General features: G+C 37.7%; 14 protein-coding genes. 3 read left to right on the plus strand and 11 right to left on the minus strand.

Annotated elements, in window-relative coordinates; all coding sequences use genetic code 11:
* Positions 1–10: 10 nt before the first annotated feature.
* The 7 genes from DBX25_RS17450 to kynU all read right to left on the minus strand — a co-directional run bounded on the left by DBX25_RS17450 (position 11) and on the right by kynU (position 5,665).
* On the minus strand, positions 11–358 hold the full coding sequence (locus tag DBX25_RS17450) for an S-Ena type endospore appendage (RefSeq protein WP_108672061.1): 348 nt from the start codon (positions 356–358) through the stop codon (positions 11–13).
* A gap of 298 nt (positions 359–656) precedes the next feature.
* Positions 657–857 (minus strand): cold-shock protein, encoded by a 201-nt coding sequence (locus tag DBX25_RS17455; protein ID WP_108672062.1) that lies wholly within the window; start codon positions 855–857, stop codon positions 657–659.
* Positions 858–1,133: 276 nt separating this feature from the next.
* On the minus strand, positions 1,134–1,667 hold the full coding sequence (locus DBX25_RS17460; RefSeq protein ID WP_108672063.1) for a GNAT family N-acetyltransferase: 534 nt from the start codon (positions 1,665–1,667) through the stop codon (positions 1,134–1,136).
* Positions 1,664–2,524 carry a TVP38/TMEM64 family protein gene (locus DBX25_RS17465; RefSeq protein ID WP_240620380.1) on the minus strand — a complete coding sequence of 287 codons (861 nt, stop codon included), beginning with the start codon at positions 2,522–2,524 and terminating at the stop codon, positions 1,664–1,666. The genes DBX25_RS17460 and DBX25_RS17465 overlap by 4 nt, the downstream gene beginning before the upstream one ends.
* A gap of 339 nt (positions 2,525–2,863) precedes the next feature.
* A complete protein-coding gene (gene kynB, locus DBX25_RS17470) occupies positions 2,864–3,511 on the minus strand; it encodes an arylformamidase (protein ID WP_108672064.1) in 648 nt (215 codons plus the stop codon).
* A gap of 18 nt (positions 3,512–3,529) precedes the next feature.
* Positions 3,530–4,372, minus strand: a complete 843-nt coding sequence (gene kynA / locus DBX25_RS17475; RefSeq protein ID WP_108672065.1) for a tryptophan 2,3-dioxygenase — start codon at positions 4,370–4,372, stop codon at positions 3,530–3,532.
* A 15-nt stretch (positions 4,373–4,387) separates the two neighbouring features.
* The gene (gene kynU / locus DBX25_RS17480) at positions 4,388–5,665 is read right to left on the minus strand and encodes a kynureninase (RefSeq protein WP_108672066.1); all 1,278 of its coding nucleotides are present in this window, start codon (positions 5,663–5,665) and stop codon (positions 4,388–4,390) included.
* A gap of 121 nt (positions 5,666–5,786) precedes the next feature.
* Between kynU and DBX25_RS17485 the strand changes: the two genes are divergently transcribed.
* A complete protein-coding gene (locus DBX25_RS17485; RefSeq protein ID WP_108672067.1) occupies positions 5,787–6,023 on the plus strand; it encodes a hypothetical protein in 237 nt (78 codons plus the stop codon).
* 317 nt (positions 6,024–6,340) lie between these two features.
* On the opposite strand, the gene DBX25_RS17495 is transcribed toward DBX25_RS17485, so the two are convergent.
* Both DBX25_RS17495 and DBX25_RS17500 read right to left on the minus strand, forming a co-directional pair.
* Entirely contained in the window at positions 6,341–7,684 is a 1,344-nt protein-coding gene (locus DBX25_RS17495; protein WP_108672069.1) for a GntP family permease, read from the minus strand.
* 15 nt (positions 7,685–7,699) lie between these two features.
* The gene (locus DBX25_RS17500; RefSeq protein ID WP_108672070.1) at positions 7,700–8,842 is read right to left on the minus strand and encodes a glycerate kinase; all 1,143 of its coding nucleotides are present in this window, start codon (positions 8,840–8,842) and stop codon (positions 7,700–7,702) included.
* A gap of 144 nt (positions 8,843–8,986) precedes the next feature.
* Between DBX25_RS17500 and DBX25_RS17505 the strand changes: the two genes are divergently transcribed.
* The gene (locus tag DBX25_RS17505; protein WP_108672071.1) at positions 8,987–10,081 is read left to right on the plus strand and encodes a CdaR family transcriptional regulator; all 1,095 of its coding nucleotides are present in this window, start codon (positions 8,987–8,989) and stop codon (positions 10,079–10,081) included.
* Between the two features lie 235 nt (positions 10,082–10,316).
* The gene (locus tag DBX25_RS17510) at positions 10,317–10,454 is read left to right on the plus strand and encodes a YuzL family protein (protein ID WP_108672072.1); all 138 of its coding nucleotides are present in this window, start codon (positions 10,317–10,319) and stop codon (positions 10,452–10,454) included.
* 38 nt (positions 10,455–10,492) lie between these two features.
* On the opposite strand, the gene DBX25_RS17515 is transcribed toward DBX25_RS17510, so the two are convergent.
* Entirely contained in the window at positions 10,493–11,356 is an 864-nt protein-coding gene (locus tag DBX25_RS17515; RefSeq protein ID WP_108672073.1) for a DUF6843 domain-containing protein, read from the minus strand.
* A gap of 861 nt (positions 11,357–12,217) precedes the next feature.
* Complete coding sequence (locus DBX25_RS17520; RefSeq protein ID WP_108672074.1) at positions 12,218–12,952, minus strand: amino acid ABC transporter ATP-binding protein; 735 nt, start codon at positions 12,950–12,952, stop codon at positions 12,218–12,220.
* Positions 12,953–12,967 lie beyond the last annotated feature (15 nt).

The following is a 12,967-nucleotide window of genomic DNA, read 5'->3' on the forward strand; positions in this document are numbered from 1 at the left end:
CTAAGAAGTATTAGGAAATACGTTTATACAATTTGATACAGTAATTTGCTGAATCTCCAGCATCTAACTGAATATTGAACTGAGTTGGATTGTTTACAGATATTGAAACTTGTTGATCCGGTTGAAGAGCAAATGGAACAGCTCCATTAGAACCGTATTCAATTTGACCTGCTCCTGTATTAGAAACTGTTAAAGTAGCTTGAATATAATCACTAGTTGGAGTCGGGGCTTGCCACACTACGTTCCCTGGCAAAACTCCACTTACACTACCACAAAGCTCCTCTACAAAATATTTTGGTTCAGGGCAGCAAAACTTATTTGGAGGCAAATAGGTTGCATCTGATGAATAACCACACATACTAAATCTCCTTCTTTCCTATTAAGATTTGACTTACCATATATAAAATGCAGCTTGTCCGAAATTTGACACGTTACAAATGTTGAATTTTGATAGATTTTAAAAAATAGACTTACTTAATAGTACTCAAAAAGGGAGAATTAGATTGGTATGAAAGTTAGGATAATTTATTTACATTCAAAAGTTTAATATAAATCGATACAACAAGTATGTTGTCTAGTTTTCAATAGTATAATATTTTATGAAAACAAAAAAACAGACCCCATTACAGGATCTGTTTATCTATGTGTTGGTTAGATTAAGCTTTACGAACGTTAGTAGCTTGAGGTCCACGTTGACCTTGCTCAACTTCGAAAGTCACGTCTTGACCTTCTTCTAAAGTTCTGAAACCTTCAGATTGGATAGCTGAGAAATGTACGAATACGTCGTCTCCAGCTTCGCGCTCGATGAATCCAAAACCTTTTTCTGCATTAAACCATTTTACTTTACCTTGTTCCATGTTTGTTGCCTCCTAGTGCTTTTAACACATGTATTACTATCCTTGCCCAAAATGATCATTAAGTTGTTTCACTTATATAACATCGAACAAAAATAATTCTTCTTTAGCTTAACAGGTATTGAGCAATAAAGCAAAGTTTATTTCAACATTTACAAAAATAAATTAGCAATTACTATCAAAAAAAGAAAGAGAATTCGTTCTACAATAGGGTTTATCAAGCATTTTAAAGAAGAAAAATTTTAATGAAATAAATTATCCCATACGGTTTTTAAAGGTCTATAACTTCAATCCCATTAGTAAAGTATTGTAATAAATCCCACCAATAAACGTATCATCGATTGATAAACCTTCTTCTACAAAACCTAATTGCTTATATAACTTAATGGCACTTAAATTATCCTCACGTGTCACTAAGCTGATTTTTTTGGTCACTCCATTTTGTCGTGCCCAATCAATCAAATCCTTCATCAAAATTTTGCCTAAACCATATCCGCATAAGTGTTCTGCCACCACGATTCCTAATGTTCCCACATGCTTTGTTCTAGGCTTCTGACTGGAATTAATCGAAGCGATACTTACGATTTCACCATCCATTTTAGCGACTAAGATTAGTGAATTCTCCTCTTTACATGTGGTATCCAAGTATTCTTCATATTCGTTTAGATCTCTGACAAACTCATTCTCTCCAAAAGAAAGGAAATCTGTTTCCCCACCAACTCTGTTATAAAACTCTATCATCTCTTGTGCATCAATTTTTGTAGCCTCTTGAATACTGGCCTCTTTCCCATTTTTCAATTCTACCTTTTTCATAGCTGTCTTTCTCCTTGTTTTTTCATTAAAGTTCTCTTCATCAACACCGTAATGAATAAGATAAAACCTACCACTAAAGAGCCACCCATCATCATCTGTGTACCTGTTAATGATAACACGTTTGCCAATGGGATTGAGTATGCTACTATCGTTGACGTGAAGAGTTTAGATAGCGATGCAATCCAAATGAATTTTCTGAACGAAACCCCACTAATTCCCGCTCCAACCGTAATGATTTCATCCGGTAATATAGGAATGATGAACATCAAGACTAGAATGATTGTTTCATTTTTCCTCACATACTCCTTATATCTTTGCATATGCGTTTCTTTTACAAACCTGGAAACGAGCTTCACTCCGCCGAATCTAGCGATAGCATACATCGTCAATATACCCGAGAGACTTCCTAAAAAGCCTAGATATAAAGCTGTAAAAGGTCCTAAAACCGCACTTCCAGCCGCTACTGTCACCGCTTCAGGAATGGGCAGTATAATAGGTTGTGCAAAGCAAATCATAAAATATATCCATTTTGCCATCGAGATATGATCTCTTAATATACTTTCAAATCCACTCTCATCGGTTAACACCAAAATCTTAGTAGAGTAGAAAATCAGAAGTAAAATTACAATAAAAAGGAAATAAAAATTGGAGGTCAATTTAATAACGCTGAATAATTCCCTTTGCTTTTTGAAGTAAAAAAATGCAGCTAAGCAAAGAATACCAACTGAAATCACCACTCCAAACGCTCTATAAAAGGGCAATAAAGTCGGTAAAAGTGCCAGTAATACAAAGCATGTAACGACGGTAATCATTATTTGCCATATCAAATCCCATGTTCTGTTATCATCATTATTCAACCGTTTTTCCACCTTTATATAAGAATGATCTTAGTTCTCATTGTAAGATGCACAATCAATTATTCCTATAATCCTAAGGTGTAATTGAAGATAAGACTTTAGGCGTAAAAACAAATAGAGGCTACTCATGGTAGCCCCTATCGTTACACACTATCATAAAATTAGTAAAGAGAATTTACGACCTCTAACAACTCCTCTTTTGTAAGAGTCTCAGTTGTTAAATTGTTACTAGTAATTTTATCTTCTACTTTTTCAGTCCATACACGATTCATTCTCTTGATACAAGTTGAGGTGTACTCTTTAAAATTGCTTGCTCAACTTGTTTCAAAACAAATAGTTTTACTCATTTCTATTCGTCTTTTCGTCAATCTCCCTTAATACTGCCCTCACTGGACTTCCATCCGCTTCCACAAGTGCTAGAGGCAAGGCAATCAGCTCATAATCTCCCTCTTCCACCTCTTCTAGAACGCATCCTTCTAATATATGTACACCATGTTTTGATAATGCATGATGTGCAGGCAGCTCCTTGCTATCGAGTGGATCAACTGAAGGTAAATCTAAACCTAAAAGTTTCACACCATGTTTAGCAAGGTATTCCGCCAGTTCAGATTCAACATGAGGAATGAATTGCGGAAACTCTGCTCTGTTCTCCCAAGCACCTGTTTTGATTAACAGCCTTTCCACACCTTGCAAATCTATATTACTTAAATCCTTAATTCCGATACTTTGGCAATTCAATAAATGCACGACCTTTGCTTTACCAATATACAGGCTTACGTTCAAATCGACGACTCTTTTCCCATCATTATCAAAATGGAAGGGAGCATCGATATGAGTTCCAGTATGAATACTCATCGTTATTTTTCCTACATTAACCGAGCCACTTTGCTCCTTGCTCCAACTTACGCTGTAATTAAACGGAGTATCACCTGGCCAAGTGGCAACATTACTATCCAAAGGTTGGGATATATCAATCCAAGGTTTCATTGCTAATCCTCCTTCTAATTAAAGCTTTGTACGTACAGTCCATAATTCAGGGAAAAATTGATGATCGAGCACTCTCTTCAAATAGGCGACACCAGAAGATCCCCCAGTCCCCATTTTGTTCCCTATAATTCTTTCAACCGTACTCATGTGGTTATATCTCCAAAATTGCTGCTGGCTACCGATATCCACCAGCTTCTCAGCCAGTTCATATAAATCCCAATATTGATCGACATTTCGATAGACAGTCAGCCAAGCATCTTCCACACTTTGATTGGGTTGATACGTCTGAGACCAATCTCGGTTTAATGCTTCTTCATCAATAGGCAACCCTCTGACAGCTAAGGCTTTGATTGCCACATCGTAAATACTTCTTTCATTTAGCGCTCTATTCAATTGCTCATAAAGGTCCGGGTCATGACGATACACTGACAATACATGCTGACTTTTTTGACCGAAAGCAAATTCAATCATTCGGTTCTGGTAGGATTGGAATCCAGATGAATGCCCTAACTTATGTCTGAACTGCATATAATCTGCTGGTGTTAGTGTCGATAACACATTCCAAGATTGGATCAACTGTTGTTGGATTTTAGAAACTCGAGATAACATTTTAAAAGAAGGCTCTAAATCATTACGCTCGATACATTCAATGGCTGCATTCACTTCATGTAAGACTAGCTTCATCCACAGCTCGCTTGTCTGATGGATAATGATAAACAGCATTTCATCATGGTTGTCTGAAAGCAACTTTTGACTGGATAAAATCTGATCGAGCTGAAGGTATCCCCCGTAGGACATCTCTTTTTGAAAATCAGTATGAATGTTCGTTTCCATCGGATTACTATTATTTTTCGTTTCCATAGATACAGCCTCCCTTTATGCTACAACTTCTCTTTCATTGCTGAATTTTTCGTATTGTTTCTCAACCATAATTTTCTTTAGGATTTGAACAGAGTTCCATACATCCTTAAAAGATGTATACAATGCTACTGGAGCTAATCGGATAATATTCGGAGCACGGAAATCAGGAACGATATCATTTTCCTTCAACGCTTTACAAATCCGTGCTGCTTCTTCATGCTCTAGGCTCACATGGCCCCCACGCCTTTTGTCATCACGAGGATTACCAATTGTAAAGCCCAATCCTCCGAGCTCTTGTTCAATGGAATCCATTAAAAAACCAGTAAGTTGGAGCGATTTTTCACGAATATTCTCAATTCCAGCTTCGGCGAACATCTCAAATGAACCAATTAACGGTGCCAAACTTAATACATGTGGCGTTCCGATTTGGTAAGCACCTGCTGTGTCAGCTACTGTCATCGTATGTATCATATCGAATTGCTTATCTTTTCTGGAGCCAAACCATCCTGCAAGTCCTGGGGTTGTGCCAAAGTGTTTACGGTTCACATATAACCCACCAACTGAACCTGGACCTCCGTTCAAATGCTTATAATTGCACCAGAAAGCAAAGTCCACATCCCATTGTGAGAAATGATGAGGAATAGCTCCAACGGAATGGCAAGCATCAAATCCAATTAGAATGCCTCTGTTATGAGCTTCCTTCGTCAGCCTTTCCATATCTAAAATTTGCCCACTTCTATATAACACTGAAGGCAAGACAATCAGTGCAATTTCATCAGTCATTGCCGCCACAATATCTTCCTCTTCTAACAGGCGTCCATCTCTACTTTTCACTTGAATCAGATGAGTATCAGGATTGTAGCCACGTAACCTTAACTGGCTTTGCAAAGCATAAATGTCTGAAGGAAACGTCAATTCATCAGCTAGAATCTTTGTACGCTTACCTTCCGGCTGATAAAATGTCGCAACAAGTTGATGTAAATTCACTGTTGTGGAACCGCTTACAATCACTTCTTCTGGTGATGACCCTACCAATGGAGCACACATCTGACCCAATTTTTCAGATAAATCAAACCAGGGATGTGCTCCACCCATCCATCCATCGATGCCGAGTGTTTTCCAATCCTCTAAAGATTGTAATAAGGATTTTTCAGACCTTTTTGAAAGTAGACCTAAAGAATTTCCATCTAAATAAATAGAATCCTGTTTCAAATAAAATTCATTTCTATATTTTGCAAGCTTATCAGTTTCATCTAATTTTTGTGCAAACTCAAGTGATGGTTCAAAATACATTTTCGAAATCCCTCCAAAAATCATTTACAAGTATGCTAGACAAATCGTATCAAAATTATCGAAATATTAAAACACTAAATATCATACTATGAATTATTAGGTACATAGGGAGGTTCACTCGATGAAAAAATGGAAAGAAACTAGATTGAAGGGAAAGTGGCGTTTTGCAATCTGGTATGGCTTGGTCATTTCACTTTTATTGGCATTTGATTACTGTTTAATAAAGCTAATACTAAATTTCAAAACTAGTTTGAACGACTTTCTGAAGGCTTGGTCTCTATTAATGCCCTTTTCTTTCTTAATTGGAATATTTGGATGGAAAGTGATGGAGATTGAGTGGCAAAAAAATGCAAGATAAATTGTTATTACCGAACATTGCGGATTTATTACCGAACTTGCCTACTATTTTACCGAATAATCTATGGATATTACCGAACACAACTCCTTTTTTACCAAACCAACAGAATTTGTCATTAAAAAATCCCCTTAATATAGAAGCGCCTCACTTGGAACTTCTACAAAGGGGATTTATATCATTGAAGTTGAACTACGTTTTTCTTACAACTAATAAACTCATTCGGTCAGCCACTTGATCTCGAAAGAATTATTTATACATTTAATCCCACTTGTTCAATTTGCGTCTTGAATATCGGATTTCCCTATTAGACCTAAAAACTATGAAACTAATACCATCCATAAAATCATTGTAAATACTATAGTAACTAGACCTTGTAATAAAGTCGCCATTGTTTGTGCTTTGTAGGCATCGGTTACTTTCATTCCGCTGAACTGAGTAACAACCCAGAAGAAACTGTCATTCACATGGCTAACTGTCATTGCTCCTGCTCCAATTGCCATGACAACTAATGCTAACGGAACAGCCCCATCAATTCCCATAGGAGCAAGCATTGGAGCAATCAGCGAAGAAGTAATAACTAGCGCAGCTGTCGATGAACCTTGTGCGGTTTTCAAGGCTGCTGCAATCAAGAAAGGAATTAATAGGAATAAAGCGCCACTGAACATATCACCAAGTGACCAGCTTTGAATCGCTTCTGCTATACCTGTATTCTTAATAACTCCACCAAATGCCCCACCAGCACCTGTGATTAATAGAATAGGGGCAGATTCCAACAATCCCTTCGAAATCCATTCTGTTAATGTTTCTTCATTATACTTAGGCAATAATGCCATGGCTGCAATCACTCCAGCCAATAATGCCACAAGTGGAGAACCTAAGAACACAAGGAATTCTGCAAGTCCACCTTCCATCTTCTGAAACGTCACAATTGATCCAATTCCTATTAAAACAATTGGGAGAATGATTGGTAAAAAAGATTTGAACGTAGAAGGCATTTTTCCAAATGATTTAACAATCTCATCATAGTTTAATTCTTCCCCATCTTCTTCCACTTCAATTTTGCTAGCTACTCTAGTTGCCCAGAAGTAACCTACTACAGTTGCAGGAACCGCAACAATTAAACCAAGAAGGATGATAGTACCTAAGAAATCACTTGCACCGATATTCCCAGCTGCTGCAATCGGACCTGGTGTGGGAGGCACAAGAGTATGCGTAGCATATAACCCCGTCGCTAATGCAACTGACATTGAAGCAATGGCCACTTTTGCACGCTTAGCCAACGCTTTTCTCAAGCTAGATAAAATAACAAAGCCAGAATCACAAAATACCGGTATAGAAACAATGTAACCAATTAAACTCATTGCCAGCTGTGGACGTTTTGGTCCTACTACTCGGAGGACTACTTCAGCCATGCGAAGAGCAGCCCCTGACTTTTCGAGGATGGTCCCAATAATGGTCCCAAAGACAATGACTAATCCGATCCCACCCATCAGCCCTCCAAATCCAGTGTTAACGCTTTCAATAATTTTCGCTAAAGGCATTCCCGAAGTAAATCCTACAAAGAATGTCCCAAGCATCAATGATAAGAATGGATGCAACTTGAGTTTTGTCGTTGCAACTACTACTAACAATACCCCAATGATTAATGACACAAATAACATCGATATCCCCCCTGATTACTGATTATGAATAGACGATAAATAAGTTCGTAACACCTGCTCTGCAGTACTTTCTAGCAACTCTTCCCCTCGTTCCATGGCTTCTTCTAAAGTCATAGGAGTGTTTATTATACTGTGCACACTATGAATACCATGGTCGTACAGAACTTCAATCCCTTTTCCAATTGAACCTGCAAGCGCAAATACTGGAATACCTATTTTCTTAGCTGCCTCTGCAACACCCATAGGAGTTTTCCCTGAGGCTGTTTGAGAGTCAATTTGTCCTTCTCCTGTAAATACGCAGCTTGAATCTCTTAATTTTTCTTTTAGTTGGGAGTACGAAATAACAATATCGATGCCCCGTTTTGTTTCTGAAGGAAAAAATGCTTGGAAAGCTCCACCGATTCCTCCTGCTGCTCCAGCTCCTGGCTTGTCATGTAAACAAATCCCCGTATGAATTTCCACCAAGTCTGACCAATGGTGTAGATTACGATCAAGCTGCTCGACCATTTTTTTACTAGCACCTTTTTGCGGTCCGAAAACATATGAAGCACCGAATTCTCCCACTAGGGGATTTTGCACATCTGAAGCAATCAAAAATTTAGACTCCTTAATCCGTTTGTCAAATCCGATGTCATCAATGGTTGAAATGTTTGAAAGCTCACCACCTCCAAAACCAATCGATTCTCCTTCCGCATTACATAATCTCATGCCTAACGCTTGAAGCATTCCTGCTCCGCCATCATTGGTAGCGCTTCCACCAATTGCTAAAATAAATGAGCGAAACCCATCGTCCAGCGCTTTTTTAATTAATTCACCTGTTCCATATGTGGTAGCAAGCATTGGGTTTAACTGTTCCTTCTCCACGAGACATAAACCAGATGCGCTTGCCATCTCGATGACACATGTTTCCCCATCGCCAAGTACACCGTACTGAGCAGTCACCTTGTTCAATAAAGGACCGATTACGTCTACTTCCACTTTTCGCCCATTCGTAGCAGACACTAAAATCTCTAACGTTCCTTCCCCACCATCAGCCACAGGAACCAAAATGGTCTCACAGCTTGGCATCGCCTTCTTGACCCCTCGTTCGATCGATTTTGCTGCTTCTAATGCCGTCATACTTCCTTTAAATGAGTCAGGCGCAATAACGATTTTCATGCTGCGTCCCACCTTACCTTGTACTTGTTACACTATAATTATAATATTCAGACAAAACACCATCATCGGCTATTCCAAACAAAAAAAATAAAAAAAGTTATCAAAATTTTGTGTATAATAAATAAAAACCTAAGGGGTTCTAAAATGCTAACTACTGAAATCGCAAAAGAAATTGTAGAGCAAACGATGATTCGGCTGAATCGGAATATAAATATCATGGACAATAAAGGCATCATTATAGCATCAGGAGACACCAAAAGAATCCATCAAATTCATGCTGGAGCCATTGAGGTTCTTCGTTCTGGAAAACCTTTAATCATCCAAAATAGAGACTTAAAGCACTGGAAAGGGTCACTACCTGGAATCAATCTCCCCATATCATTTCAAGGTTGTATTATTGGAGTAATTGGGATTACGGGTAATCCCAAGGAAATCATGGAATTTGGTGAATTGGTCAAAATGATTACAGAAATGATGATACATCAATCATTCCTATCTACTCAATTGGAGTGGAAACAACGATTAAGAGAAGTTATTTTCGAAGAATTTCTGAAGGAATTTCCTGACCAAGAGTCCATCAAGCAAAGACTCCAACTTATCGGATTAGACCTTCAACCTCCGTATCAAGTAGCACTTATTGATATCGGATTAAATAAATTGAAAAAAACGGAGATAATACAACTATTTGAAAATGTCTTTGCAGAAAAACCAGTGCTAATAGGCTTTATTAAAGCAAATCAATTGTTTATCTTAACCTCAATGTTGCCAGAAGCTACTTTAAAACAAAGGCTGCAGCCAGTGGTAAATCTTCGTAATATTGTCTCTCGAATTGGGATAGGATCATCAGTACAAGAGCAATCACAAATTCGACATTCTTATCTTGAGTCATTAAGTGCTCTGACACTAGGAAAAATAGATCAAATACTAACCACCTACACTGAAGTAGAAACAAAAGCTTTATTAAATCAATTGGACCCACGTGCAAAAACTCAATTCCAGAATAGAATTTTAGGGAATTTATCAGACAAGCTGATTGACACATTAGAGCATTTTTTCAAAAGCAACCTCCATATCGGCGAATGTGCCAAAAACACGTTTATCCACCGAAACTCACTGATCTATCGTATCAAAAAAATTAAGGAATTAACGGGGTATGACCCTCAAATTCTACAGGATGCAATAACATTACAATTTGCGATTTGGATTTTTGATTTAAATAAAAAAGAATCACATAAATAGGTAAGGCTTAATTTAAATATATCACCCAACTGTAATCCAACTGCTCAAACTAATAAGAACCACCAGCCCAAATCTTCCCAGTACGTTGTAGCAATGACTGTAACTACAAAATAAAATATTAATTTGACCAACCAATAAAAAAATTTCATATTTCATCTATTCATTTTTTATAACATCACCTTTATTGAATAAATCCTAACAATTTACAAAAAGTAAACCAATAGGAGGTGTTGACATGAGTAATAACAAAATCAAAAAGAACCCTTCTACGATTGGATTACAGTCCGCTCAAGTAGAAGGTCAAGGGACAACTACACAAGAAACGGGAAGTTATGAATCGGATTCTTCTAGAAAGAAACAAAAAAAATCCTAGAAAAATGAACAAGCAGGGACTCTAATAGTCTCTGCTTGTTAATTAGCTTCATCTTCATATTGCATGATTTCTTCGATCGTCTTGCCTTCTTCAAAATACGAGTACCCGTGTGTCATAAAGAATTCACCGCAGCCCTTATTGGTTACTGCGAAAGTTGAAAAATGTACCTCTTTCACTCCATCTGATGTTGACCCGGATGGTCCCAAAGAAATACAGCGATCAGAAATTATTTCCCTCTTGCCATTTGTGTCCACATAAACATATTGATCATTAATTAGACCTTCTCCAGGAGGAATTGAAGTTAGAGCCATTCCATTTTCCTCTACCTCGATGACATGAAAACCATCTATCTCCCTTGGTTCCGGTGCATTTTCTACATTATAAGAAACATGAATATTCCCCACATAACCCTGGGGAATTTCATAATATTGATTAGTATTTTGCTGAAATGGACGTACCTCCAGGAGGATGCCATCAACTAAAGTAAAGATTGCGATCAATACAATCAATAATGCACCATTGGAGTAGGCCGATTTTTTCTTAGGTAACCTGCGACCATTTTTCAAACCTTCATCTAGTAAAAAGAAGATTAACGAACATATAGCAGAAAATATACCCAATTCTTCAACAAAGACGATGGTAATTGAACCAAAGAACAAATGAATAAAGGCAGCCGCGATAAAACGACTTTTCCTTAGTTTCCTCGTCAAGAAATCCGATACTAACGAAACCGGAATCCCATATAAGAAATTCCCAATCCCGGCATAAAACAGAGCAATTATAAATATGCCAAAAAATTCATCACCACGATTGATTAAATCGAGAAGAAAGAAAAAGAAGCCTAACAGAAACGTGCAAATTAAGGCAGCCATCACTTTATTTCCGAATCGAAAGTCTCCCATCTCCCTAATCTCTCCTCTTTTCTTAAGTATCTTAATAAATATACCCTATCCTGTACCAAGAATCCTTTAATCAAATGTAAGTTTTGATATCCTTCATCCATGTTCTAATACTCTTCACTTTAATCGGTTATCCTTCACTTTAGATTAAATGTCCTGCGCTCCCTATTCCAGCTTCGAGCACCAACGATTTATGTGAACCCGATTTCCCACTTCAATTCCCTTTTATCGTTCACTTTCCCCCAGATACTCTTCATTTTCGAGCTTTTTACCTTTCACTTTTGAAAATTTACTATTCACTTTTTAAGGAATCATACAATTTTCCCTTCACTTCAATTCGTTTACTCACGTTCATGACCCGTTATCATTCACTTAAACTCATTTACTATTCACTTTTCACCGTTACCCTTCACGCTAACATTTGATGTCCTGCACTTCCCATTCCAGCTTCGAACACCAACGTTTTATGTGACCCCGTTTTCCCACTTTAAATCCCTTTTACCGTTCATTTCCCCCCGGATACTCTTCACTTTCGAGCTTTTTTCCTTTCACTTTTGAAAATTTACTCTTCACTTTTTAAGAATCCATACAATTATTACTTCACTTCAATTAGTTTACTCACGTTTCTGACCCGTTTTCCTTCACTTCAACTCATTTACAATTTACTTTTCACCGTTACCCTTCAATCTAACATTTGATGTCCTACACTCCACATTCCATCTTCGAGCACCAACGTTTTATGTGAACTCGTTTCCCCACTTCAAATCCCTTTTATCGGTCATTTCCCCCGGATATCCTCACAACTATCAGTATCAAACCCAATAAAAAAAGCGTAAATTCAAATTTGAATTCACGCTTACTTAATTACTGTATTCGATTCAAAAACTGTTTCGTACGTTCCTCTTTCGGATTGTTGAACAGATCATGAGGCTTTCCTCGTTCGACAATGACTCCTCCATCCATGAAAATCACTTCATCTGCTGCTTCCTGAGCAAAGCGCATTTCATGAGTAACCACAATCATCGTCATTCCTTCATTAGCTAGGTCCTTCATTACCTTCAGAACTTCACCTACCAATTCAGGATCAAGAGCCGAGGTCGGTTCATCAAATAACATGACATTCGGTTCCATCGCAAGTGCTCTGGCAATACCTACGCGTTGTTGTTGACCTCCAGATAACTGGAACGGATAAAAATCAAACTTATCGCCAAGTCCCACTTTTCGAAGAAGATTCTCTGCTTTAGAACGAGCTTGCTCTTTGCTCTCTCTTTTAACCGTAATAGGTCCTTCCATTACATTTTCCAATGCCGTCATATGTGGAAACAAATTATAACTTTGGAATACCATTCCCGTTAAACGTCGAAAAGGTGGTATTAGCTTCTTCGGAACGGCTCCGTTAAAATCTAAAGTGTTACCTTCAATTGTAAGCCTACCCTTAGTTGGCGTTTCTAATATATTCAAGCATCGTAGGAAAGTCGTTTTTCCAGACCCTGATGGACCAATTAAAACCACCACTTTCCCTTTTTCTACTTCAAGGTCAATTCCTTTTAAAACTTCAAGTTCACCGAATTGCTTATATAGTCCTTTTACAGAAATCATCTTATTTCCTCCTTT

This window comes from Peribacillus acanthi, assembly GCF_003073175.1.
Lineage (GTDB): Bacteria > Bacillota > Bacilli > Bacillales > DSM-1321 > Bacillus_BN > Bacillus_BN acanthi.